The sequence below is a fragment of the Leeuwenhoekiella blandensis MED217 genome, from assembly GCF_000152985.1.
Taxonomy (GTDB): Bacteria; Bacteroidota; Bacteroidia; order Flavobacteriales; family Flavobacteriaceae; genus Leeuwenhoekiella; species Leeuwenhoekiella blandensis.
On record NZ_CH672395.1, the window covers coordinates 4196619 to 4222533 of the forward strand.

The 25915-nt window shown below is 36.6% G+C and carries 24 protein-coding genes and 1 tRNA gene; 17 read left to right on the forward strand and 8 right to left on the reverse strand.

Annotated features, from left to right (window positions below; all coding sequences use genetic code 11):
• Nucleotides 1–116 precede the first annotated feature (116 nt).
• Together MED217_RS18170 and MED217_RS18175 are read left to right on the forward strand one after the other, a co-directional pair.
• On the forward strand, nt 117–1997 hold the full coding sequence (locus MED217_RS18170) for a cation:proton antiporter (protein ID WP_009782030.1): 1881 nt from the start codon (nt 117–119) through the stop codon (nt 1995–1997).
• A 148-nt stretch (nt 1998–2145) separates the two neighbouring features.
• Nucleotides 2146–3240, forward strand: coding sequence for a Gfo/Idh/MocA family protein (locus tag MED217_RS18175; RefSeq protein WP_009782031.1), 1095 nt, complete (start codon nt 2146–2148; stop codon nt 3238–3240).
• Nucleotides 3241–3279: 39 nt separating this feature from the next.
• Here the strand turns inward: MED217_RS18175 and MED217_RS19070 are convergent, their stop codons facing one another.
• Entirely contained in the window at nt 3280–3450 is a 171-nt protein-coding gene (locus MED217_RS19070) for a hypothetical protein (RefSeq protein ID WP_009782032.1), read from the reverse strand.
• Complete coding sequence (lepA, locus tag MED217_RS18180; RefSeq protein WP_009782033.1) at nt 3451–5247, reverse strand: translation elongation factor 4; 1797 nt, start codon at nt 5245–5247, stop codon at nt 3451–3453.
• Between the two features lie 265 nt (nt 5248–5512).
• On the opposite strand from lepA, the gene MED217_RS18185 reads away from it, so the two are divergent.
• On the forward strand, nt 5513–7933 hold the full coding sequence (locus MED217_RS18185; protein ID WP_009782034.1) for an outer membrane beta-barrel family protein: 2421 nt from the start codon (nt 5513–5515) through the stop codon (nt 7931–7933).
• Nucleotides 7934–8041: 108 nt separating this feature from the next.
• Entirely contained in the window at nt 8042–9046 is a 1005-nt protein-coding gene (gene dusB / locus MED217_RS18190) for a tRNA dihydrouridine synthase DusB (RefSeq protein WP_009782035.1), read from the forward strand.
• Nucleotides 9047–9059: 13 nt separating this feature from the next.
• Here dusB and MED217_RS18195 read toward each other — a convergent pair whose 3' ends face one another.
• Together MED217_RS18195 and rbfA are read right to left on the reverse strand one after the other, a co-directional pair.
• The gene (locus tag MED217_RS18195) at nt 9060–10262 is read right to left on the reverse strand and encodes an ABC transporter permease (protein ID WP_009782036.1); all 1203 of its coding nucleotides are present in this window, start codon (nt 10260–10262) and stop codon (nt 9060–9062) included.
• Between the two features lie 12 nt (nt 10263–10274).
• Entirely contained in the window at nt 10275–10667 is a 393-nt protein-coding gene (gene rbfA, locus MED217_RS18200; RefSeq protein ID WP_009782037.1) for a 30S ribosome-binding factor RbfA, read from the reverse strand.
• Between the two features lie 82 nt (nt 10668–10749).
• Here rbfA and mce point away from each other — a divergent pair, with 82 nt between their 5' ends.
• On the forward strand, nt 10750–11151 hold the full coding sequence (mce, locus tag MED217_RS18205; RefSeq protein ID WP_009782038.1) for a methylmalonyl-CoA epimerase: 402 nt from the start codon (nt 10750–10752) through the stop codon (nt 11149–11151).
• Between the two features lie 90 nt (nt 11152–11241).
• Nucleotides 11242–11318: transfer RNA gene (locus MED217_RS18210), tRNA-Ile, on the forward strand.
• Nucleotides 11319–11523: 205 nt separating this feature from the next.
• Here the strand turns inward: MED217_RS18210 and MED217_RS18215 are convergent.
• A complete protein-coding gene (locus tag MED217_RS18215) occupies nt 11524–12210 on the reverse strand; it encodes a nucleotidyl transferase AbiEii/AbiGii toxin family protein (RefSeq protein WP_009782039.1) in 687 nt (228 codons plus the stop codon).
• On the reverse strand, nt 12200–12721 hold the full coding sequence (locus tag MED217_RS18220; protein WP_009782040.1) for a MarR family transcriptional regulator: 522 nt from the start codon (nt 12719–12721) through the stop codon (nt 12200–12202). The genes MED217_RS18215 and MED217_RS18220 overlap by 11 nt, the downstream gene beginning before the upstream one ends.
• A gap of 149 nt (nt 12722–12870) precedes the next feature.
• On the opposite strand from MED217_RS18220, the gene MED217_RS18225 reads away from it, so the two are divergent.
• The 5 genes from MED217_RS18225 (at nt 12871) to MED217_RS18245 (ending at nt 19405) form a co-directional block, all read left to right on the forward strand.
• Nucleotides 12871–13926 (forward strand): hypothetical protein, encoded by a 1056-nt coding sequence (locus MED217_RS18225; RefSeq protein WP_009782041.1) that lies wholly within the window; start codon nt 12871–12873, stop codon nt 13924–13926.
• 774 nt (nt 13927–14700) lie between these two features.
• Nucleotides 14701–15027: a BfmA/BtgA family mobilization protein gene (locus MED217_RS18230; RefSeq protein ID WP_009782043.1), complete on the forward strand. Its 327-nt coding sequence runs from the start codon at nt 14701–14703 to the stop codon at nt 15025–15027.
• A 179-nt stretch (nt 15028–15206) separates the two neighbouring features.
• Nucleotides 15207–16613 (forward strand): T9SS type A sorting domain-containing protein, encoded by a 1407-nt coding sequence (locus MED217_RS18665; protein WP_083778058.1) that lies wholly within the window; start codon nt 15207–15209, stop codon nt 16611–16613.
• Nucleotides 16614–16623: 10 nt separating this feature from the next.
• A complete protein-coding gene (locus MED217_RS18240) occupies nt 16624–18813 on the forward strand; it encodes a hypothetical protein (RefSeq protein ID WP_009782045.1) in 2190 nt (729 codons plus the stop codon).
• Complete coding sequence (locus tag MED217_RS18245; protein ID WP_040533058.1) at nt 18785–19405, forward strand: hypothetical protein; 621 nt, start codon at nt 18785–18787, stop codon at nt 19403–19405. The genes MED217_RS18240 and MED217_RS18245 overlap by 29 nt, the downstream gene beginning before the upstream one ends.
• A gap of 314 nt (nt 19406–19719) precedes the next feature.
• On the opposite strand, the gene MED217_RS18250 is transcribed toward MED217_RS18245, so the two are convergent.
• The gene (locus tag MED217_RS18250; RefSeq protein WP_009782047.1) at nt 19720–20937 is read right to left on the reverse strand and encodes a site-specific integrase; all 1218 of its coding nucleotides are present in this window, start codon (nt 20935–20937) and stop codon (nt 19720–19722) included.
• A gap of 413 nt (nt 20938–21350) precedes the next feature.
• On the opposite strand from MED217_RS18250, the gene MED217_RS18255 reads away from it, so the two are divergent.
• Nucleotides 21351–21614, forward strand: a complete 264-nt coding sequence (locus MED217_RS18255; RefSeq protein WP_154648979.1) for a hypothetical protein — start codon at nt 21351–21353, stop codon at nt 21612–21614.
• Here MED217_RS18255 and MED217_RS18260 read toward each other — a convergent pair.
• Nucleotides 21601–22185 carry a riboflavin synthase gene (locus MED217_RS18260; RefSeq protein ID WP_009782049.1) on the reverse strand — a complete coding sequence of 195 codons (585 nt, stop codon included), beginning with the start codon at nt 22183–22185 and terminating at the stop codon, nt 21601–21603. The genes MED217_RS18255 and MED217_RS18260 overlap by 14 nt on opposite strands.
• Before the next feature lie 63 nt (nt 22186–22248).
• Here MED217_RS18260 and pdxA point away from each other — a divergent pair, with 63 nt between their 5' ends.
• From pdxA to accB, 5 genes are all read left to right on the forward strand, one after another.
• Nucleotides 22249–23319 carry a 4-hydroxythreonine-4-phosphate dehydrogenase PdxA gene (pdxA, locus tag MED217_RS18265; protein ID WP_009782050.1) on the forward strand — a complete coding sequence of 357 codons (1071 nt, stop codon included), beginning with the start codon at nt 22249–22251 and terminating at the stop codon, nt 23317–23319.
• A gap of 104 nt (nt 23320–23423) precedes the next feature.
• Nucleotides 23424–23975, forward strand: coding sequence for a YceD family protein (locus MED217_RS18270; protein ID WP_040533845.1), 552 nt, complete (start codon nt 23424–23426; stop codon nt 23973–23975).
• Nucleotides 23976–23986: 11 nt separating this feature from the next.
• On the forward strand, nt 23987–24187 hold the full coding sequence (gene rpmF / locus MED217_RS18275; RefSeq protein WP_040533061.1) for a 50S ribosomal protein L32: 201 nt from the start codon (nt 23987–23989) through the stop codon (nt 24185–24187).
• 164 nt (nt 24188–24351) lie between these two features.
• Nucleotides 24352–25347, forward strand: a complete 996-nt coding sequence (locus MED217_RS18280; RefSeq protein WP_009782053.1) for a beta-ketoacyl-ACP synthase III — start codon at nt 24352–24354, stop codon at nt 25345–25347.
• Nucleotides 25348–25374: 27 nt separating this feature from the next.
• A complete protein-coding gene (gene accB, locus MED217_RS18285) occupies nt 25375–25875 on the forward strand; it encodes an acetyl-CoA carboxylase biotin carboxyl carrier protein (RefSeq protein ID WP_009782054.1) in 501 nt (166 codons plus the stop codon).
• The last annotated feature ends 40 nt before the right edge of the window (nt 25876–25915 follow it).

Genomic DNA, 25915 nt, shown 5'->3' on the forward strand with positions numbered 1-25915 from the left:
AACCACGTTAAATCAAATTTTTTGCCCCGAGTAATTAAGCTATATTTAACAAAGAATCGCTTTTGACGGCTTTAGTATCATACAATAAAGCCGTATCATAGCAAAAAATTGAATACATGTTAGAACTGGGAGGAATCATCATTCTAGGTATCTTGGCGCAATGGGTAGCTTGGAAATTTAAGATACCGGCAATCTTACCCTTAATATTGATCGGGCTTTTTGTGGGGCCTATTTCAACTTTATTTACTTACGACGGCTCTAAATGGATTGAACCTATTTGGGACGGGGAAGTGGGTATTTTTCCCGGAGAGCGGCTCTTTAATTTTGTGTCGCTTGCCATCGGGATCATTCTGTTTGAAGGCGGACTTACCTTACGCTTTAGCGAGATAAAAAATGTAGGTCCGGTAATTACAAAACTGATCATTATTGGTTCGCTGGTAACCTTTTTTGGTGCAGGTGCAGCAGCCTACTATATTTTTGATCTAAGCCTGCGCATTTCCTTTTTATTTGCTGCCTTGATCATTGTAACGGGACCCACCGTGATCACACCGATCTTGCGTAATATTCCCTTAAAAAAGGACATTTCAGCAATTCTTAAGTGGGAAGGGATACTTATCGATCCGATTGGGGCTTTGGTAGCCGTATTGGTTTTTGAATTTATCAGCGTGGGTGCCGGAAGCGAATTTACACTGACTGCCCTTGAGGAGTTTGGTAAAATTGTGCTCTTTGGGTTTACGTTCGGGTTTACATTTGCACATGCTTTGGCTTTGAGTATCAAGCGTAATATCATTCCGCATTATTTATTAAATGTGTTCACACTCGCTTGCGTTTTGGGTGTGTTTGTACTTTCAGATCTTTTTGCGCACGAGAGCGGATTACTTTCTGTGGTAGTCATGGGTATGGTAATGGGAAATATGAAATTACCAAACATCAAAGAGCTTCTTTATTTCAAAGAATCGCTTAGTGTGCTCTTGATTTCGTTGCTGTTTATTCTGCTTTCTGCAAACATTGAAATGCAGGACCTATACTTAATTTATACCTGGAAAGCCGTGTGGCTTTTTGCCGTTGTGGTTTTTGTATTAAGACCTATAGGAGTTTTTCTTAGTGCTAAAGGTTCAGGCTTAAAATTCAACGAAAAGCTTTTTGTAAGCTGGGTAGGACCACGGGGTATTGTTGCTGCGGGTATCGCTTCGCTTTTTGGACTTCAGCTGGTAAGTGAAGGTGTTGAAGGAGCAGAATATATTACTCCTTTGGTATTTATGATCGTGCTTGGTACCGTGTTACTAAATGCAACTACCGCGCGTCTTTTTGCAAAAATCGTGGGTGTTTTCCTAACGGAATCAAAAGGTATTGTGATCATAGGAGCTTCTAAAGCTTCTCGTATCATTGGGGAATACTTGATGCAAAATGGGCGTCACGTCGTACTTGTTGACAGCAACAGTTATAATATTGAAAAAGCCAAAGAACGCGGTCTTGAAGCTATTGAAGAAAGTATTTATTCAGACAGTTTGATGAACAATATAGAACTGAATGACGTAGGATATCTTATGGCTTTAACCGGTAACGGTGACATTAATGATTATGCTATAAACCGTTTTAGAGATATTTTTGGAGAAAATGGAGCCTTTAGACTCATCACTCCCGATGAGATGAGAAGTTCGCAGTCTTCTCCTCATGAAGGACTCTTCTCTCCTACCGATGATTTCATTCGCCTTACAGAAGTTGCGCGTGCACATCCTACCATTCAAGAGATTGATATTGATTCAAAAGAAGCTTTTGAAAAACTGGTAAAAAGCACACGTGAAGATGAGAACGTTGTGCCTATTTTCTTGAAGAAAGAATCTGGCGAACTCGAGATTTTAAAGTCTAATCTCGATGAGGTAGAGGTTGAGAATTTTACCAATACTAAACTTGTGTACTTAGGAAAACCATTTGATCCCGAAGAAGTTGCTATAGCAAAAAAAGAGGTTGAAGAACCTGAATCTGATGATTTATAAAACCACGCTTTAAGCTTTAAAAAGGGATTCTTTAATGAATCCCTTTTTTTTACAAATAACAGATTTTAAGCTTATTAAAATTTTATTAATAATTCAGTTTTAAGAATTTGATATGTGATTGTTGAGTAACTTTCTACAAAACAAGCTTATGAATAATAGACGCAGCTTTCTAAAAAATACCGGACTAGCTCTTGCCGCGAGCACCTTACCACTTCCCTATTTTGCTCACGCTAAACCTCAAAAGAAACTTGGAGTTGCGCTCTTAGGATTAGGTGGCTATGCTACAAATAATCTGGCGCCCGCACTTATGCAAACCAAGCATATTGAATTACGCGGGATTGTAACCGGAAGCCCTGAGAAAATACCGGTCTGGCAAGAGAAATACGGGATCAAAGATCAAAATGTTTATAGTTATGAAACGCTCCCTGAAATTGCCAATAATAACGACATAGATGTGGTGTACATCGTTACTCCTACTTTTTTGCATAAAAAATTTGCAGTGATGGCTGCAAATGCGGGTAAGCACGTGTTTTGTGAAAAACCAATGGCGATGACCGTAAGTGAGTGTCAAGAAATCATAGACGCTTGTGAGAAGAATAATGTGCGCCTTGCGATAGGTTATCGTATGCAACATGAAAAAAACACCCAAACCATAATCAATTGGGCAAAAACCAATCCGTATGGGGCATTACAGCGCGTTCATACCGAAGCAGGTTTTAGAATTGGAGCTTCGGGCGGTTGGCGTTTAAATGGAGCCAAAGGTGGCGGCGCTATTTATGACATGGGTGTTTATCCTATCAACGCTATGCGATACGCTACGGGATTAGAGCCTATCTCACTCACTGCCTCACACGAGACACAAAGACCCGATTTATTTTTAAACGGAGCTCCGGAAATCACTTATTTTGATCTTGAATTTCCTAACGGAATAAAGGCTAAAGGGCGCGTGACTTATGCAGATAATGTTAACTTTCTCAAAGTAGATTGTGCAGACGGAAACTATGAGTTGGCTCCTTTTCAAAGCTATAATGGCGTAAGCGGAAGCACCAGCGATGGAAAATATTTAAATCCTTGTGATTGTAATCAACAAGCAATCCAGATGGATGATGATGCGCTTGCGATATTGAACGACAAGCCAATAATCGCTCCGGGTATCGAAGGTTTACGCGATATACAAATTGTTGAAGCTGCTTTGGCCTCAGGCCGAAATGAGGGTGAAAGAATAGTTTTAAAACAGTATTAAACAAAAAACCTCGCAATTTATGCGAGGTTTTTTGATACGTTATTTTTTCTCTTTGGAAGTAAAATAATCGGAGATTACCATCAGGATTCCGGCGACAGCGCCTAGGGCTAGCAACCACACCATAAATTGATTTTGTGTGGCGTTTGTATATTGACTGATCATTCCGCAGATGATGATCAAAGCTAAACCTATAAACTGTATGCGTTTCATCTAGTCGTTAAGTTTCAGTACCGCCATAAATGCTTCCTGAGGAATTTCCACATTACCTACCTGACGCATACGCTTTTTACCTTTTTTCTGCTTTTCAAGAAGTTTTCGCTTACGTGAGATATCTCCACCATAACATTTTGCAGTAACGTCTTTACGAAGCGCTTTTACAGTCTCTCTGGCGATGATCTTTGCACCAATCGCAGCCTGAATAGGAATATCAAACTGCTGACGCGGAATAAGCTCTTTGAGCTTCTCACACATCTTTTTACCTATATCGTAAGCATTGTCTTTATGCAGCAAAGCAGAAAGTGCATCTACGGTATTTCCGTTTAATAAAACATCTACTTTAACCAGATGTGAAGCACGCATTCCTATAGGTGCATAATCAAAGGAAGCATAGCCTTTAGATACTGTTTTAAGACGGTCGTAGAAGTCAAAAACGATCTCTGCAAGCGGCATATCAAAACTCAACTCTACACGCTCAGGCGTTAAATAGGTTTGATTGGTAATTTGACCGCGTTTTTCGATACACAATGACATTACCGGTCCTACAAAATCAGCTTTGGTAATGATCGAAGCTTTAATAAATGGTTCTTCAACACGATCCATTCCCGCAGGATCAGGAAGGTCTGAAGGATTGTTGACCAGTATAGGTGTTTCCTTATCTTTGATCGTATATGCTAAGTAAGAAACGTTAGGAACTGTAGTAATAACGGTCATATCAAACTCACGCTCTAAACGTTCCTGAATGATCTCTAAGTGCAACATTCCTAAGAACCCACATCGAAAACCAAAACCTAAAGCGGCAGAACTTTCCGGCTGAAAAACAAGAGAAGCATCATTAAGCTGAAGTTTTTCCATAGAAGAACGAAGGTCTTCATAATCTTCGGTATCTACAGGATAGATTCCGGCAAAAACCATAGGTTTTACATCCTCAAAACCAGAGATCATATTAGTTGTTGGGTTCTTGGCATCGGTAATGGTATCCCCAACTTTTACTTCTTTAGCCTCCTTAATTCCGGTAATTAAATAGCCTACATCACCGGTTTTGATTACTTTTTTAGGAGATTGTTTCAGGTTAAGCGTTCCTACTTCATCTGCATAGTACGTTTTGCCGGTAGCCATAAACTTAATATGCTGACCCTTTGTGATCTCCCCATTGATAACTCTAAAATAGGTTTCAACACCTCTAAACGGATTATAAACCGAATCAAAAATAAGTGCTTGTAATGGTTCGTCCGGATTTCCTTTTGGCGCCGGAATACGCGTAATAATCGCGTCTAAAATTTCCTGAATTCCAATTCCTGTTTTTGCACTGGCAGGGATCACCTCTGAAGCATCACAACCTAAAAGGTCAACAATATCGTCTGTAACCTCTTCAGGATTTGCACTGGGTAAATCTACTTTATTCAATACCGGAATGATTTCAAGATCATTCTCTAAGGCCAGATACAAGTTAGAAATGGTCTGTGCTTGTATACTTTGAGCAGCATCAACCACAAGTAAGGCTCCTTCACAGGCCGCTATACTTCTAGAAACCTCATAAGAGAAATCTACGTGACCCGGAGTGTCAATAAGATTTAAGATAAACGGCTCACCGTTGTGTATATAATTCATCTGGATGGCGTGCGATTTAATGGTAATACCACGCTCACGCTCCAGATCCATATTATCTAATAGTTGCTCTTGTTTTTCACGGTCTGTAACAGATCCTGTAAAATCTAACAAGCGATCTGCCAGGGTACTTTTACCGTGATCAATATGAGCGATAATGCAAAAATTGCGAATGTTCTTCATAGACGTTCTTCATCAATGTTCGCAGTAAGCGAACTTTAGCCTGCAAATATACAGTTTAGGTTATGCATTTTCTAATAAATAAATTTCGATTGATTTTATAGGCACTGCCAAAGGGTTTAATACTCCGCGGCTTATCTTGAATTTGAAAATTTGTTTCCAACCACCGCCTCATTGGCTTAACCTGAGGTAGTTTACCCTAAAAAACATTCAAAAAATTTAAGGTTTAATTTTATTAACATATAATTTACATTAGTTTTGAGCGTATATGAAGCACCAGTTACTAATCTCCTTTTTCTTAGCCCCTTTTGTTTCTTTTACCCAAAGCGGAAACATAACCGGTAAGGTTATAGATGATCAGCAACGTGCGGTGCCTTATGCTAATGTATTACTACTTAAAGCTGCAGACTCTACCTTTGTCAAGGGAGCGGTAAGTGAAGAAAATGGTGAAATTCTTTTTGCTGAAATTTCTTCCGGAACCTATTTAATTAAAGCCAGTTTTGTTGGTTTTAAAGAGAGTTACAGCAGTCCGTTTGAGTTGAAGGATCAAATACGTATTCCAGATTTAATACTTCAAGAGAATTCTGAAGCGCTCGATGCCGTTACGGTGAATTACAGAAAACCCACGGTAGACCGAAGAGTAGATCGCATAGTTTTTAATGTTGAAAATACTGCAATTTCTTCGGGGACTACTTTTGATATTTTACAGCGCACTCCCGGAGTAATTGTTAATCAGGGGCAACTTTTAGTAAAAAACAGACCGGCACAAGTATATATCAATGACCGTAAAGTGTATTTGACCAATGAAGAATTGCAACAATTGCTTGAAGGCTTTGCGGGAGTTAATGTAAAATCTGTTGAAGTGATCACGACACCTCCGGCGAGATATGATGCCGAAGGCGGTGCGATTTTGAATATCATTACTTCAAAAAATCTTTCGATTGGCTATAAAGGAAGTCTCAATGCTTCCAATACAGTTGCAATCAAACCTAAATACAACGTAGGAACCAGCCAATACTATAAAACCGATTGGTTAAATGCGTTTGCGAGTTATAATTTCAATTCCCGATTTGATGTCAAAACCGATGAAGGTTTTGTTCAGTTTTACAATCCTAACGGAAGTGAAAAAGCGACTTGGGAAGATTTGTTTCAGCGAGAAACCCGAACCATTTCGCACAGTTTAAATACCATTTTAGATTTCACATTAAGTGAGACAGAAATGTTGAGTTTTACTGCTAATATTCTGCATACGCCAAAAGCAAATTCAGACATCAGCGGTAGAACGGAAACCTACAATCCACAAGGTCAGTTAGATTCTTTATATACCACGCAAAGCCGATTAGAAAATCAGCGTGATAATTTGCTTTTCAATTTAAATTATGAGAAGCAATTGGGTGAAAATGGAGCAACGCTTTCGGCCAACGCCAATTATATAGATTATACAGATAATCAAATGCAATCTGTGGCTACGCGCTATGTTTCGGCTCAAGGCAACCTTTTAAATGCAAATGCGTTCAACACTATCCCAACTCAAAAATCTCAGATTTATACCGGGCAATTAGATTATTCAGGTAATTTAGGAAAGTGGTCCTTTGAAGCCGGAGCAAAATATTCTGGAATCAATTCTGAAAGTAGACAGGAGTTCTTTAATACTGCAGGAAATGTAAGCGATGCCGATGCGATCCTTAATGATAATTTCGATTATACTGAAGGTATTTATGCGTCGTATTTCAGCTTTGCTAAAGATTGGGAAAAATGGAGTTTTAAAACTGGCCTGCGCGGAGAATATACCGATGCTAACGGGAACTCACGAACTTTAGGCGTTGTGAATACGCAGGAGTATTTAGAATTGTTTCCTACAGCTTATTTGATGTACGCCGCTGCTGACAACCATAGCTTTGCTCTTGATTACAGCAGAAGAATAGATCGCCCGCGTTTTCAAAGTTTGAATCCGTACAGGTATTTCTTAAATGAAAACAACTTTCAAGAAGGAAACCCAAATATTCAACCGGCAATTGCAAACAAAGTCAAGCTTTCGTATTCTTTTAAAAACAAGTTGAGTTTTGAGCTGTATTGGGATCGTATCGATAATGCGATGAGTAGATTGCCTTTTCAGGATAATGAAAATTTAACCTTGAGAAGTGTAAATACTAATCTTAATTATGAGCAACAATACAGTCTGGATGTTATCTATTCAGAATTTGTAAATAATTGGATGTGGATGAGCGTTTATGCGTCTTTTTTCAATCTAGAAAATGAATTTGTAGCCCTAGAAGATAACAATAGCCTAGTTCAAAAAGAGATCAATGGGTTATACATTGAAACACTGAATTATCTCATAATCAATCCAACGCTTAATGTGGCTATTTCAAATAATTTCACTTCAAATTTTTTAGTGGGTTCCTATGAATACGATCGCCCGCAATATAGGCTCAATGTAGACATTCAAAAGCGTTTTCTAGATGGGCGTTTGATAGTTAATTTAAGTTCTGAAGACATATTCAACACCAATAACATTCCGCTTACGTCGCACTATTTGAATCAGAACAATACCTTCTTTGCTATGCCAGAATCTCAAAAGATTCGTGTAGGTGTACGTTATAACTTCGGAAACTTCAAATTAAGTGATAATAGTAGAAACACTTCAGTTGAAGAAGAAACCAGACTGAAAGAGCTCGGTACCAATTAAGAATATACTTCTTAATAAAACATTCCTTAATTTTGCGCGAGAATTGCTCGGTTAAAACAAACTGAAGCTTTCTAGGTATTCCAAAAAATTATTTTAAAAAGTATTGCTTTGGCTAAAATAGGAGATATTGATGTAGGAGACTTCCCGTTGCTTTTAGCACCTATGGAAGATGTGAGTGACCCGCCTTTTCGCGCATTGTGCAAAGAGCAGGGAGCCGATGTGGTGTATACCGAGTTTATCTCGAGTGAGGGCCTCATTCGTGACGCTGCAAAAAGCGTGATGAAACTCGATATTTATGAGAAAGAACGTCCCGTAGGTATTCAGATTTTTGGAGCCAATCTCGAGTCGATGCTTCAGAGTGTTGAAATTGTAGAAGCTTCAAAGCCAGATATTATTGATATCAACTTTGGTTGTCCGGTTAAGAAAGTAGTTTCTAAAGGTGCCGGCGCCGGGATTTTAAAAGATATTGATCTGATGGTTTCACTTACCGAAGCTATGGTCAAGCATACTAACTTACCGATTACCGTTAAAACCCGTTTGGGTTGGGATCACGACTCGATCAAAATCGTTGAAGTTGCCGAACGCTTGCAAGATGTAGGTTGTAAGGCGATTGCCATTCACGGTAGAACGCGCGCACAGATGTATAAAGGTAATGCCGATTGGAAACCTATTGCTGAAGTTAAAAATAATCAGCGCATGCATATTCCCGTTTTTGGAAACGGCGATGTAGATACTCCCGAGCGCGCTGTAGAAATGCGAGATCAGTATGGCCTTGACGGTGCGATGATCGGTCGGGCGAGTATTGGGTATCCTTGGTTTTTTAGAGAGGTAAAGCATTTTTTCAACACAGGTGAGCATATGGCTCCACCAACTATGCAAGAGCGCGTTGATGCTGCTCGCAGACATTTACAGATGTCCATAGATTGGAAGGGTGAAAAACTCGGTGTATTTGAGACACGCCGTCACTATACTAATTACTTTAAAGGAATTCCCGGTTTTAAGCCTTATCGTATGAAAATGGTAACCAGTGATGCTCCAGAAGATGTTTTTGCTGCTTTTGATGAGGTTGAAGAATTGTTTGCCGATTATGATTTTGCGCAACAAACCTATTAAAGCTAGCAGCAGGTTAATCCTGTAATAACTTAGGCCTAATAGTCGACGACGCGAGATAGGAAGCCAAAATCCCTAAGATGGAAATGGTAAAAAATACCGCTAAGAAATTAACGAGTGTAAATTCCATAGGGTAGGGAAGTGTTGGTGTGATCATTTTAAGCTGAAACTGCAATTGTGCTCCTACGATCAAACTTCCCAAAATCAAACCGATGATTCCACCAAAGACACTCATCATCGTTCCTTGTAAAAAGTAGATTTTTTTGATGTCTTTCAATGAAGCGCCCAGGCTATGCAGCGTTCGGATATTGGCTTTTTTATCGATGATGATCATAATAATACTTCCCACAAGATTGAAAAGCGCAATGATTAAAACCAAGGTGAAAATTAAGTAAACCGCTAGATTTTCGGCATTTAGCATTTTGTAAAGCTTGTCATTAAGCTGAAAGCGGGTTTTAACTTCAGTCTGATCTCCAAAAAGGCGTTGTATTCTTTGCTGTACCTGTACGGGGTCTGCCTTAGGATTTAACTTTAATTCTACACTACTGAGTGTAGCTTCGTTGTAATTCAGCAATTTTCGAACGTAGTCAATATTGGTGAACAAATATTTTTGATCAAGTTCCTCATTAACTTGAAAAATATCTGAAACGACCAATTGCGAACTATTAAAAGCTTGTGTAGGATCGGTAATTTGTCCGGTTCCCGGCTTGGGAACCATTACTCTAAGTAAATCACTATAATTATTTACGCCTAGCGAAAGAATGCGAGAGATTCCAAAACCAATGGCTGCTACAGGTTCTTCCGGAGTGATCCAATTACCATAGAGCAAGGTGCTATCGATACTGTTAACTTTTCGGTAGTTTTCATCAACACCTTTAATATAAGCTATGTGGTTTTTTCCTCTAAACTCGAGAAATGCACGCTCTTCAATAACTTGAGTGTAACTAATTATATCAGGATTAGCTTCAAGCTCAGCAGCTAAATCTGGAGTAAACAAAATAGTTTTTCCGCTTGCGGGAAGTACTTTTAAGTCTGGATCAAAAATCGAAGAAAAGGAAAGGCTGAAATCTTTTAAACCCGAAAACCCTGATAATACGATAAAAAGAGCGGCAGCACCTGCAATGATACTCACTGCCGAAATAAGCGTAATGATATTTATAGCATTATTACTGCTTTTTGTAAACAGATAACGTTTTGCGATAAATACGGGAAATTTCAACAGTGGAGTGCCTTATGATTTTTTTCTACGAGGAAGTAAATCGGGATTTTGAATAGGATCTTCAGAACCTTTAAGAGATTTATCAATTCCGTCGATGTACTCTAGAGAGTCATCAATATAAAATTGCAATTCAGGCATACGACGCAATTGATGACGCGTGCGATTTGCGATCTCGTGCTTAATAAAAGGCTTTACAGCGCTTACTTCCTTTAAAATTTCAGAAGCCTTGTCGTGAGGAAAAACACTTATGTAGACTTTTGCCTGTGAGAGATCTGTAGTTACATTCACTTTGCTCACCGAGACAATTATATTTTTTACACCAGCCTCCATCAATGCCTTTTGAATTACATCAACTAAATCGCGTTGAAGAACACCGGCAACCTTCTTTTGTCTATTTGTTTCCATACTGCAAAAATACATTTTTTATAATTGCGCTACCTTTAGCTTAACCGAGATTTAAAAGCTGAAAATTTAGAAACGGAATACCATGGAAAAAATTGAACATATAGGAATTGCTGTTAAAAGTCTGAAAGATTCCAACGAAATGTATACAAAGCTTTTAGGAACTGCTCCTTATAAAACTGAAGCCGTAGCTTCTGAAGGTGTAAACACCTCTTTTTTTAAAATGGGTGCTTCTAAAATAGAATTGCTTGAAGCAACACAAGATGATAGTCCCATAGCTAAGTTTCTTGAAAAGCGGGGAGAAGGAGTGCATCATATCGCTTATGCGGTTGACGATATCAGATCAGAAATGAAAAGACTGAAGGATGAAGGATTTCATTTACTCAATGAAGAACCTAAAAAGGGAGCAGATAACAAATGGGTAGCCTTTTTACATCCTAAAAGCACAGGAGGTGTTTTAATAGAGTTGTGTCAGGATATTGATTAAACAGCTGCTGCTATAATTTAAAGTTTGTAGTAAATAAAAATTAATCTTATTTTTGCGCCCGCTTTAACTATGAAATAATGGTTAACAGCCGGTCCTATAGCTCAGTTGGTTAGAGCACCTGACTCATAATCAGGTGGTCCCTGGTTCGAGCCCAGGTGGGACCACCAGTAAACACTAAGCCTCAGAAGATTTTGTCTTCTGAGGCTTTTTTAATTTGCAAGTAATTTGCAAATAAGTCCATTTTTAGTAAAACTTTAACTTATTTAAAGTCAATTGATTACAAATTGAATCACTTTTTGTAAAAATGGGAGTGAGAAAGCGATTTGAATGCACCTACAGCTTTATTAAGCTCAATAAGTAGCCTTGCTAAATTTATATAGCTAAGATTTTATTGATTTTTTCTTCAAGTATTACTATTCTCTCTTCACGTATATAAGGGTGAATATGTGCAGCAAGTAATTCGTTTTTAAGAGGGCTTTTCATAATAACGTTTAGTTCCTTTTGAATATAGGATATGACGTCTTTATGGGCTTTATTTATGTCTTCTACAATGTATGTACAGTTGTTGAGAACATTTATAATATCCTCAAAATCATGACTCGTTCGAAAATCACTCCCTCGACTGTGAAAAGCCTCAAATTTTGTTGCAATAAAAACAGCAGGACTGAAGATTTGAATTTCTTGATCCTTTGCAAATGTTTTGCGGATATCATCGAAGCCATAACTGTACCATTTGTTTGCCGGTCCAGTAAGGCCATCTTTTCCGGGAACAATATCTATAGCAATATTATTGAATTGATAGCTAATGATATCTCCTGCTTCTGGATCAGGATAAATGCTTAATTCACTCAATTTATCTTGAAGGTTTAGAAGGTCGGTATAGGTTACAAGTTCCGTAGTAAGATCAATATCCTGTGTTGGGCGTATCTCTTCTGCACTAGGATCATCTGTATATAAACTAACTATTGCACCACCTACAAAGATCATTTTCGATTTGAGATCTTTTAACCCTTCAGCTACTTGAGCAACTGTATCTATATTGATGATTTTATTTTCCATGAATTATATTTTGTTCTAGCTTTTCCTTTGCAATAGCTATTTCTCTTTGTTTTCCCACGCGAAGCGTATCAATTAAAGCCAGAAGTCCATAAAATTTAGAATCTACTAAACTAGCTTTTGGTAAATTTTTATAGAAAGGTTCAATATGCTGTCCTCTTATAGTTCCCTTAGCATATGCCCAAACATAATTTTCTTGACTGATTATAAGGTCGGACAGTGGTGGAGCGCTATGTGCTGTAGGTATACCTCTTACTATCGAGCCGGGTTGTACGGGAAATGCATATTTAACTCCATAAACCAGAAACTCAAAAGTATTGAGCCTATTTACTGATTTGTTGTACTTGCTATATAACTGGGCATAATCTAATCGGGATATAGATCTACTTACTTCAGATTGTGCTATGTATAGTTGTTCAGATAATTCAGTTTGCTTCAAAGGATTATCTTGATTAGCTAGTAATTTAAGTAGCATAGCTACATCTATTGCTGTAAGTTCTTTAGTAGTTTGCATAATAATATCCTGTATCCGGATATGCAATATAGTAATATATTATATTAGATATAAGCAAATTATAATAAAATATCCTGTATCCGGATATTAGATATTAGAATGAGATAAAGGTTAGTAATATGATTTATATTTATTAGAAAATTCTAAAAATGACAACTCAATTTACTCGTAAGAAGTTTTATGAATTAGTTTGGTCTAAGCCCTTAACCAAAATAACAGAGGAGCTCGAAATTGACTACCATACAATAGTAGCGCTTTGTAAAAAATACGAGATACCTCGACCTCCATCCAATTATTGGTTAAAATTAAAGTTTGGCAAACAAGCAGCTCAGCCAGCATTGCCTAACCCTGATGATGAACGTATTATTTGGGGAGCTATTAATGAAGAACAAGATCCTTATTCTTGGATCTATTTAAAAGGAAAGGCTTTAGAAAAACACATAAAAAAAGAAATAGAAGAGGATCAAAGCTTAGATCTAAATGTGTTTCAAAGACTCAGTAAACCTGATAGGTTGGTCGAAGACTATTTGAGGATAACAGAAGAGCGAGAAAAGGTACGTAAGCGAGGTCAATACCTGAGCAGTTATGACAATCCTACAATTTCTATTAACACCTCTAAAGAACAAGAGGTTCGTGCACTACGATTTATAGACTGCTTGATTAAAAATTTAAGATTGCGAGGCCACCATTTCGAAATCCGGAACTACCACTATGAAATTTATATTTGCGGGGTGTCCTATCCGTTTAGTCTTCGTGAGGTTAATAAACGGGTTCCTAGAAGTGATGGTTGGGGATCTGATTATATACCTACAGGAAAGCTTGCTTTAAAAATTGATAGCTGGCGCGGTAAAGAATGGCAAGACCAAAAGACCCTAACTCTAGAGCATAAAATTTCTGAAATCATTGCCAGGCTTGAATATTTAGCCAAGAAAGAACGTGCAGAATCTATTTATCGTGATGTAAAACACCGAAGAAATAAAGTCGAATCAGAAAAGGCTGAAGCTTTAAAACGGAAAAGGATTGAGGAAGATCAAAAATTTGAAAAGCTTTTACAATTAGCGGATCAATGGAAACGTGTTGAAAATCTGAAGGAATTTATATTGATGCTTGAAAATAATCGCTTAGTTGATAGTGATAAAAAACAAGTAATCCAATGGGCAAAAAACAGAATTGAGAAACTTGACTTTATTGGATCTATAGAATAGAATTTTAGATCCATAATTCTTCACCCCATTTCCCTACATTCCGCAAAATAGCTTCATTTCGGTAAAAGCGGTTCATTCAAAAATCTTGAACCCAATCCCGAAAAAAGGGATTACGTTCGCTTGATTCAAGTGCACTATAAAATGATTGCTCAAAAAGAGGCTGAGTCAAACTCAAAATACTACCAACACACTTTTTTCAAACGCTCATTTCCTTTGCTTGAAAGAACTAAAATTTAGTTTGAGCCGCTTTGCATAACCAGGCTCCGTTGTCGCTCTTTTTATAAAAGCTTTCCTCAATACTAAATTTTAAATGGAGGTAATCGAAAAGGAAACGCGATGGCGCTATGGAAAGTAAATGGATGCTTAGAAGCAGCTATTTTTCGTTTGAGCGGATATTGAAATCTATCTGATGTGGAGCTTCTGTTTTTCTATCAAACTTCAAGAAAAACGCTCCAGATATACCAAGTAATTGGTTTTTATCCTCCATAAAATTTGAAAGCATTTGACATCAAAATTAATGCGGATTTTAATTGATAACTTAGGGTGTAAAAGTTATCATTTTGAGTAGCGAAGCGGACAAAAATGAGAAGCAAGAGGATAACCCGCTGCGCGAGGTTATATAGCTCATTTTTATTTGTAATTAACTGTCTTTAAGCGAGTTATTTCAATATTGTAAAGTATTGAAAACAACTGCTTTATAGTAATTTTCCGTGAAACGCTTCAAAACCGTTATAAACAGGGTGATTGATTATCCTAATCTTTAAAAACCTAGTGATGAGTAAACGATTTTCCCGAATAAATTTTCACACCGAAACAGTGGAGCGCTTTAAAAAGTATGCCCTAGCAAATGATGCCAATTATACTGAAACCCTAGAGGCTATTTTAGACTTTTTTGAGCAGTATTCTATCAATCCATTTGAGCCTTTTGATGATTCTAAACAGCGATTGGAGGCACTAATTAACAAACGGATGGATGGGGTAGAAGCTATTTTAAGAAGAATAGAAAATGAACAAACCAAACCCACCAAAGCACTATTGGATCGGCTTTTTAATCAACAGGAAGAAGAACAACCCAAGTTTGTTGAACGGAAATTAAAATGAAAGCAAGTAAAGAGTTTATAACATTACTTCTTTAGATCTAGAATTTTGCAGAGAAGTAAAACCTTCTAGAGTGTATTGAGAAGTAATCAGTCGTGTTATTAAATACTTATCAAATTGTTACCTGTAATATAGTAATGATTTAAATATTCATATTTACAATTGATAATAATGAATATTATATGAAACATAACTACCATTTTTTACTATTTCCACTGTTCTCATTCCTTATAAGTTTTAGCTCTAACTCACAAAATTGTTCTTATAAATTAGAAGTGGCAGCAGATTATCTTTCACATCTAGAAAATCCATCTGAAAAATTGATTAGTGAGATTAGTAATAATATAGAAAACTGCTTTGATGACACTAAAATTTCCTTTTTTGTCAAAGGAAAAATACAGTTACTTACGGGGCAAAATGATGAAGATTTCCGACAAGCTTTTGAAAACATTGAAAAAGCAGCTATACTAGGAGATGTTAGTGCAGCTTGTTTATTAGGAGAACTTCATAAAAGTGGAATAGGCTGTTCGGTAGATTTTGAGAAAGCCTTCTACTGGTTTGAAAATGCAGCAGATTCAAATAATGAAAAAGCTAAGTATTCATTAGGTTATATGTACCTCAAAGGGTTAGGTTCTATTGAGCAAAGTTATGAAGAGGCAATAGAGTGGTTTGAAAATAGTTCTTACCCAATGGCTAAGCATTGGCTTGCAATATGTCAATTTTACGGACTTGGATTAGATGAGGGAAAAGAGAGTGCTAAGTCCAAACTTGATACTCTATCTCTAGAAAATAGTAAAAATTTCATAAACCATATTAATGAACTTAATGCTAATCGAACTGTATTCAGTTTTGAAAATCAACTTTTAACAAGCACGAGTAATAGTTCAAATGTTGATAAAGATACCTTACTTGGGGACTATGAGGGACATATTTTTGATATGGATTGGTCTGGAAATAAAGTAATCAGTAGTGATAATTTACAACTTAACCTTACCCAAAGTAAGGATGGCTCTTCCATAGAAATTCTGATGCAAACCCGTGAATCTATATTTAATGGCTCTGGATATTTTTACAATAATGTAATTTATCCTGAAGGGCTGGAAGTTGTTCTCCCTTTTGCTTATGTCGATCGGCCTGAATATAAAAATATCTCTTGGGCTATAAATAGTATATCATTTGAAAGTAAGAAGATCAAAGGAGATGAATATCTATTTGCTCATATTGATGCATGGAGCTCAAAATTACAAGAGCCACTTGAGCCCACTATCTTAGTTCTGACTAAAAACCAATTAGGTTTATCTGAATCTGAAATCGATGGTATAGCAGCTCAAAATGATTTCATTAAGGTTTATCCAAATCCCGTTGAGACAGATTTTCTGGTTCAATATGAATTACCTTATGATAGTAATTCCCAGCTTACGTTATATAATATGATGGGGTATCCAGTAAAAAGCTTGAGTAATAATGTTTACCAACGTCAAGGAATACAAACTTTAAGATTTGATGGAAGTGATATAGTAACCGGAAATTATGTTTTGAAACTTTCTACCGGCAAAGAATCTTACAATAAAGTTTTGATTAAGAAATAATATATAAGTGATGAAAAACAACAACCAAAGCTTAATTGTATTTCTTACAATTCTATTTAGTCCTATTCTACTTTTTTCCCAATATAATAAAATTGGTAATTCAGAGAATTCAAAATTAACTCAGCCTAACGAAACCTACTCTCTAAATAATACTGAGTCGGAATGGGATTTTACGTGTGAATGTTATTTCTACCCAAATTATTTTGATCTATTTAATTATTATGCTCAAATTGAGCAAGCACAAAGAAATTCTTGGTTAAGGCATCAAGAAGACAATTTGCAGGAAGAAATCGAAAATAGATTAAATCAAAGTTTCAGCAGTTTTAGAGATGCTCAACACGCTTTTTTTAAAAAGAATGATGGCTTAATAAGATCTCAAGATGAGATTAGAGATTTTCAACTCAGTTTGTCATCACAAATGAATGTTTTAAAACAAGATTTAAATTATACAGGAGCTGCATTCAGAATTTTAAAATTGAGATTTTCGGATTTACAACGTGTAGGTGATCCACCTATTTATGATTTTGAGGAATTAAAATATGATGGCGATAAAATCAATAATCTAAACTATTATGAAGTTAATAATGCCTTAGGTGATACAGGCGAGGATTATTATCCCACCTTTATTCCATTGGAGGAATTATATGTGAAAAATTATAGAAGTAATATCATTTGGGACCAAGATAGATTGGCAAATTTTATTGCAGATCAATGGATAGACATTTATAATAGTATTGGTAGTTATGAATCTCGTATAGCTTTTATGACTTATTCTTTAATACAAGATTATAATGGACAACGAATAGGAGCTATTCAAGGGCCAAGTCTACCATTATACCCATATTCCTATAATCAAGACGTATATGAGCATGATTATCAAGCAGAACTAGATAATTGGACTAATGATAGTAGTATGCCTTCAACGTTTTATAATGATATACTAGATCCGCTCGAAGTAAAGGTTAATTATGCTATTCATCAAATGAATAACGAAAATGTATTCAATACTATTACAAATAGTCCTGCTGTTAAACAAGTAGTTGGAAGTCATTTTGAAACAAGTGATTTTAATTCAGCTTCGATCAATGCAGTTAAAAATCTTTATCAGAGTTATTTGAATGGATCTACTAGTTTAGGTAACTTTTTCAACTCTTACCTAAGTTTTAGTGGACAAGATTCTGACCGCCCAGAATATCTGGCTCAAATGCGCAGATATTCTTCCACACCAGCTTCAGGGTATTACAACTTTCCGAAGGTACTTGAACAGTTTTCCTATGAAGCAACAGATTTAAGTAGCAAAGGAAACTTAATTCGCGAGTTTATGGCAAAGGGAGGAAAGCCTTTACCTACTTCACTTACTAATGAAATGCTAGGTAAGCTTTTTGATATAACAGGAAATAGTGACTATTATTCTTTAGAATATTCAAGTTTTGCTAGAGCACATATAAAAGACTGGGATTATGGCCCTTATGGATGGGCTTGGATAAATGATCCTTTTTTTATTGAAGGCCTTAAGGTAGTAGCAGAAGGAGGGGAAATGAATTGGAATGATAAAATCATTAAAGATTCAATGTTTATAAGTACTAAGGCTAATTGTGTTTTAGAAGCATTAATTTCTACTGGAAATAATATTTTTCGAAAAACTTCGGAAGCTTTTACGAATGGGAATAGTGAGTATAGGCTTAAGTTTTCGACATATAATAATGAAGATGATATCGGTCTAGCAAGAACTTCTCTCCCCAATTCAAATGGAATAATTGAGATCAAAGTAAACCTTTCTAATATCGCAAATAGCCCAGCTCTCGAAATAGCAGCAACAATACTTCATGAGACTATTCACGCAGAGTTACACAGACTTAAGTTTTCAAATAATTCAGGTCCAAACTCAATGCCAAGCGCCCAATTTGATTGGTATTTAACAATGTGGAATTATTATGAAGAAATAAACGTTGATCCGAATTATGTAGCTACCGCTGCTGAACATAATTATATGGCTTTATATTACATAGACCCTATTGCTTTGGCATTGAAGGAGTTTGATGGGGATCACCATACAATTTCTCATTATAAATATTTAGCTTGGCAAGGTTTGCAATATTACGGAAAACAAAATAAATACATTACTAATAATGAATTGGATCAATTATTAGTTTTACAAAATGAAGTATATAATGATGACAATACCAACCTTTGCGATTAGGAGTCTTTTATTCTTAGTGATTTCGATATATGGATGTGAATCGACTGAGGACTCTGGTCTATTTGAGCAAACTTTTAATAATATCCTATCAAATTCAGTAATTGATTCAAGATATAATAAACCACCTACGTTTGAGGAATTTAAAAAAGGAGAAAAACCTACAAGAGATATTGCCTATATCGATAGCTTAGCACCATTGGAGATATTTATTGAAAAAATACCGATACAATTAGAAATTGATAGTCTAAATATCAATTTGCCAGAAGATTATCATTTTGTTTTTACTGGAAGAAAGGATATGGTAAGTTACATATCTCAAAAGAAAAGGAGTTTTAAAAATGAAAAATTCGAAGTTTCGTTTTTGAAAAAAATAGATTACCAATCATTTTTTAAAAATGAAAAATTCGATGATCCTAATTTTGGAGGTATTCTACAGTTTAGCAAAGCTTTAATTAATGATAAAAAAAATAAGGCCGTTGTCCTTAAAAGATGGTCTCGTTCAAAATTGGAAAGTATTGAGACACTAATTTTATTTAAAAAAATTGAAGGCAAATGGAAGGTTCTTAAATATTTGCCAATATCTATGTCTTAATAAATAATAGAAATCATTTTGACCCGTCCTAAATTAGCTATACAAATTAATAAATAAATCCTGTTATAGCTATACAAAGCTAATTTTTATCTGATTAAGCCTTTAGCAAGTCGGTTCAAACTACGTGTTCTCCAACACTCCGCCGTTGGAAAGTCCATCCAAAAGCCCGGATGCTGTTATATGATGCCTCATCCACTACTCCATTGTGGAACTATACTCACCCACAAAAAGTGTGGCTGCAGTGTGGGCTCACTGTGGACTTAGTGTAGAGTCATCTTGCTATTTCAGGGTAGTTAAGTAGCTCCAATCAGCTTTTAAATCATCACGATGCGTTCATTGTACCCGTCTAAAACGGTACTGGGCAACGATTTTAGATAGACTTGAGTCGTATTTAAGCTGGTATGCCCCAGCATCTCTGATATAGCTTGCAACGGCACTTCTTGCAGCATAGCCTGAGTAGCAAAACTATGCCGGGCTACGTATGCTGTGAGTGTCTGTTGAATCTGGCATTTTTCACCAATTTTACGCAAGCCTAAGTTATAAAGGCGGCGGGCGCGGTGCAGGTCTTTGTATTGATGGTCTAAGGTTTCGCGATGAATAAACGGAAAGATAAAATCATCCGGCTTCTTATCTTTTGTGTAATGGGCCAGGAGTTCAATAACCTGATCAGTAAGCTTGATGTTATACTGTTTGGCTGTTTTCTTGCGTCTATACTTAACCCTGCCGTCCTGAATGTTCTTAAGTTTTAAAAAAGCCAAATCAATAAAAGGCATGCCGTAGAGCATATAAGATATGAGGAAGTAATTGCGGTGATGAAACAGTGGATCATCTTCCTTTAATTTGAGATTCACGATTTTCCGAATGGAAGGGAGGTCTAAAGCCCGTTTGGCGGTAGGTTCGGTTCTAATCTGATAATGAATAAAGGGATAGGCTTCCTGTTCAATGATCCCGGCCTTAATACCTCGGTTGAACAGGGCACGAATGTTTCGCATATAATTTGCAAGTCCGTTGAGGCTATTCCCTTTTGCCATATGGTATTTATGAAAGCGTTCTAACAAATCCAAGTTCACCTCATTGAACTTAAGATCTGCACCTTTATTAAATGTCCTTAGAACCCCAAGAGTAACTGTGTAAGACTTGGCACTGCCAATACGATCTGCGGCTTTTAGTTCAGCTACGACTTGATCTCCAAAATCAAAAAAGGAATCGTAGACAGCCTTCGTGGTGATTTTATCCCTTAATTCTCTAAGGGAGAGAAACCGCAGTTTTCGCTGATCGTTAAGCTTATTGATAATATCATTTCCTCTGGCTTTTTCTTTTAGGAGTACTGTGTTTAAACGAGAAACAGAAAAGGTGTCACGATAGGAATTTTTCACTTCTTGTTTTAGAGGGTCCCAATACCGTTTTTCGACGGCATATCCTGTAGCTATAGAAGTCGATTTTCCAAGATGAATCAATCGGAAAATTATGGGAAAAGTATTATCTTTTCGCTTGCGTCTAGTGTCTAAAATAAGGTTAAATCGCGTGTTCATAGCTTCAAATTACATAAAAAAAATCGCAAGCTATTTGCAACTATTTTCTGTAATCATCTGATATCAAATGAAATCGAAAATTATTAATATTCTAAAAATCAATAAACTAAGGTTTGTTTAAAGTAATTTTTAGGCACTCCTTAAATTCTCATAATCAGGTGGTCCCTGGTTCGAGCCCAGGTGGGACCACTACTAAAGACAAGCCTTACAGAGACGTAAGGCTTTTTTTATTTTCAAAAATTTTGAAGCGTAAATAAAACCAAATAGCCAGAATTAACGTAAATAAGGTAATTAGGAATATAACAGAAGTTAATTAAGAACATAGTAGCAATATTCCTTGTAAAAAATCGATAAACAGCAACGTTAAACAGCTGAAGTTGTGTAATTTTTCTTAATATTGCCGTGTTTATAAATTGAAGCCCCCACCTTCTATGCGTTCAAAACTATATACATATGTAGTTACGTTAATCCTCTTTGTAGGTACTGCGCATATTGGGTATGCGCAAGGAGGGAAAGAACCTCCTCAACCTGAAGTTAAATCAACTCCTCCTCTTCCTCCTCCTGTTGGACTTCCGACACCAATAGACGACTATATTCCGTACCTTTTGATTTTAGGTGCCTTAGCTGGAGCTTCTTATTTTTATAAGATAGAACGTCAGAAGCCTACAGATTCATAAGACGTTTCACATACTTACCGATCACGTCAAATTCGAGATTAACAATAGAATCCTTTTCGATAGATTTAAATGTGGTGTGTTCGTAGGTATATGGGATAATGGCAACACTAAATTCATTGACTTTTGAATTGACTACCGTAAGACTCACACCATTAATGGTTATTGAACCTTTTTCTATAGTCACATTATTATGAGACGCATCATAACTAAATGTAAAAATCCAGCTTCCATCTTGCGTTTCTTTATTTACACAGGTTGCTGTCTGATCTACGTGTCCTTGAACAATATGACCGTCCAGACGGGTGCCTAAAATCATAGCACGCTCCAGGTTCACGAGATCTCCTTTTTTGAGTTGGTCTAAATTGGTCTTCTTAAGCGTTTCATCGATTGCTGTAACTTTGTAAGAATTATCCTCCAATTCTACAACAGTCAAACAAACACCATTATGCGCAACACTTTGATCAATTTTCAGTTCACTTGAAAGTTTGCTTTTTACGGTAATATGTAAATTTTGACCCTCGCGCTCTAATTTTTCAATACTTCCTAAATCTTCAATAATACCTGTAAACATGTTTGCGTTTTAATTAAGTACTTTTACATTATAATTTACAAAAGAAAGCCAAAGCGGTTTCACATGAAAGGACAAAGTATAAAATTAGGAATAAGCATAGGAGATTTAAACGGAATTGGCGGAGAGGTGGTTTTACGAACCTTTGAGGATGCACGTATGCTTGACTTTTGCACACCGGTTATTTTTGCTTCAGCAAAAACAATAAGCTTTCTTCTCAAGCATTTTAACCTTGATATTAATTTTCAAGGAGTAAAGTCGGCAGATAAAGTGATCGATGGTAAAATAAACGTAGTTAATGTTTGGAAGGATAATCCCAGAATTCATTTTGGTTCTGAGACGCCAGAGGCGGGCAGTTATGCTATAAAATCTTTAAAGGCTGCAGTAAGTGCTTTAAAAGCTGATGAAATTGATGCTTTGGTCACTGCGCCAATCAATAAAGCAAATATTCAAGGAGATGAATTTAATTTCCCAGGCCATACCGATTATTTAAATCAGGAACTTGAAGGCAACAGTCTTATGTTTATGGTTTCAGATAAGCTTAAAGTAGGATTATTAACCGATCACGTTCCGGTGAATGAGGTTACTACAAAAATCACTTCAGATTTAATTAAGCAGAAATTTAAAACGATTCATCATTCATTAGTTCAGGATTTTGGAGTGAGTAAGCCAAAAATCGCATTCTTAGGAATCAACCCGCATGTTGGAGATAATGGCGTCATCGGGAAGGAAGACGATGAAATTCTAATCCCTACCTTAGAAGAACTTCGTGATCAAGGACATTTAACATATGGGCCATATGCTGCTGATAGTTTCTTCGGAAGCGGAAACTATAAGAATTTTGATGCCATCATCGCGGCTTATCACGATCAAGGTTTAATTCCTTTTAAAACTTTGGCTTTTGGAAAAGGAGTAAACTACACTGCCGGACTTAATAAAGTACGCACTTCTCCAGACCATGGAACTGCCTTTGAAATTGCCGGGAAAGGCACTGCAGATATTAATTCTTTTAAAGAAGCTGTGTATAAGGCTTTAGATATTTATAAGAAAAGAGAAGAATATGCTGTCTTGACTGAAAATATTTTGCAAAAACAACCGCGAAAAAAACAATATTCCGGTCGCTCTCGTGGAAAATAAAGATATTTAAAAAATTTATCCACACTTAATTAACAGCTAAATAAAAATTTATATCTTTGCACCCGCCTTTTGCGGAAGTGGAGATTTTAGGAAAGAGAAAGGTAATGAAGCATTTGAAAACGTATACCATACAATTTGTTGGTTTAAAACAAGGGGAACACGATTTTCAATATGAAATTGACAATACGTTCTTTGAGCATTTTGATTATGATGACTTTAATAGCATCGCAGTAGATCTAAAGGTAACTTTGATTAAAAAGTCTACCTTGATGGAGTTCTATTTTGATGCCGAAGGTACTGTAAATGTAAATTGTGATTTAACCAATGAACCTTACGACAACCCATTAGAAACTTCATATAAGTTGGTGGTTAAGTTTGGTCAGGAGTACAATGATGAGATTGATGATATCTTAATTTTGCCACACGGTGAATATGAAGTAAATATCGCTCAGTACATTTATGAAACTTTAGTTCTGGCGATGCCTGCAAAAAGAGTGCATCCGGGAGTTGAAGACGGAACCTTAAAGTCAGACATATTAGACAAACTTGAAGAATTAAGTATAAAAGATAATCAAGAGGAAGAGGAGCAAGAGCCTCAACCAAAGGAAATAGATCCCCGTTGGGACAAACTAAAAGATTTTTTAACAGATAATTAATTTAAACGGTAATGGCACATCCTAAGAGAAAAATCTCGAAAACAAGAAGAGATAAGAGAAGAACACATTACAAAGCTGCAATGCCTAAAATTGGTGTAGACGCCACTACTGGTGAAGCTCACCTTTATCACCGTGCGCACTGGCACGAAGGCAAACTTTATTACAGAGGGCAGGTTGTAATTGATGCAACAGCTGGCGAAGAAGTTGCTTAACAAAGACTTATAAAAAGATTAAACTCCCATCAAAGTGGGAGTTTTTTTTATTTTTTAGAAGGAGCAAAAAACGTTAATTGTAGGCTTTAATTGTTCTATTTTTAGTACTTTTCCTCCCATTTTTTAAGCGAAAAACCTTGTTTTTTCGTAGAAACCAGATTTATATGAGTAAAATCACTGCAGCCATAACTGCTGTTGGCGCTTATGTGCCAGAATATGTGCTTACCAATGAAATTTTGGAAACCATGGTTGAGACCAATGATGAATGGATCACAACCAGAACAGGAATTAAAGAGCGCAGAATCCTAAAAGATCCCGATAAAGGAACTTCTTTTTTAGGTATTAAAGCTGCCGAAGACCTGATCAATAAAAGCGGTGTCGACCCATCAGAAATTGATATGGTCATTATGGCTACCGCAACTCCCGACTTACCCGTGGCATCTACCGCTGCTTATGTAGCAACGCAAATAGGTGCAACAAATGCATTTTCTTACGATTTACAAGCTGCGTGTTCCAGCTTTTTATATGGAATGTCTACAGCTTCGGCATATGTAGCTTCAGGAAAATATAAAAAAGTACTTTTAATAGGAGCAGATAAAATGTCTTCTATTATAGATTATACAGATCGTACTACCTGCATCATCTTTGGTGATGGTGGTGGCGCTGTACTTTTTGAACCTAATGAAGAAGGTCTTGGACTTCAAGACGAATTCTTACGCTCTGATGGTATAGGAAGAGATTTCTTGCGTATTGAAGCGGGAGGTTCTTTAATGCCGGCATCAGAGGAAACCGTAGCAAATAAAAAACACTATGTTTATCAGGACGGCAAAACAGTTTTTAAATTTGCAGTCTCAAATATGGCAGATGTAAGCGAGCGTATTATGCAGCGCAATAACCTAAGTCATGATGACGTTAGTTGGCTTGTAGCACACCAAGCAAATAAACGCATCATTGATGCAACTGCGCGACGCATGGGGCTTGATGATAGCAAAGTGCTTATGAATATAGCACGCTACGGAAACACAACATCTGCGACACTTCCCTTGCTTTTAAATGATTTTGAAAAGCAGTTTAAAAAAGGGGATAATTTAATATTTGCCGCTTTTGGAGGCGGTTTTACTTGGGGTTCCATTTATTTGAAGTGGGCCTACAATGCTTAATTTTTAATCTAACTAACGTTATTAATTATGGATTTAAAAGAAATTCAGAATCTTATCAAGTTTGTTGCTAAATCTGGCGCAAGCGAGGTTAAACTTGAGATGGACGATGTGAAAATCACCATTAGAACTGGTGAAGACAGTAAAGGTGAGACCACAATCCTTCAGCAAGTACCTATGATGGGTTCTGCAATGCCACAGCAAGCAGCTCCTGCAGCACAACCTGCAGCTCCGGCACCAGCCCCTGCAGCTCCAGAAGCTGAAAGGCCAAAGGCAGATGATAGTGACAAATACATTACAGTAAAGTCACCAATCATTGGTACATTCTACCGCAAACCGGCACCAGATAAACCAACTTTTGTTGAAGTTGGAGCAAGTATCAAAGAAGGTGACGTACTTTGCGTTATTGAAGCCATGAAATTATTCAACGAGATCGAAAGTGAAGTTAGCGGTAAGATCGTTAAAGTACTTGTTGATGATTCTTCTCCGGTTGAATTTGACCAACCATTATTCTTGGTAGACCCTGCATAATTATTTATTTGATCTAAAGTTTCCACCTTTGGAAAGCATA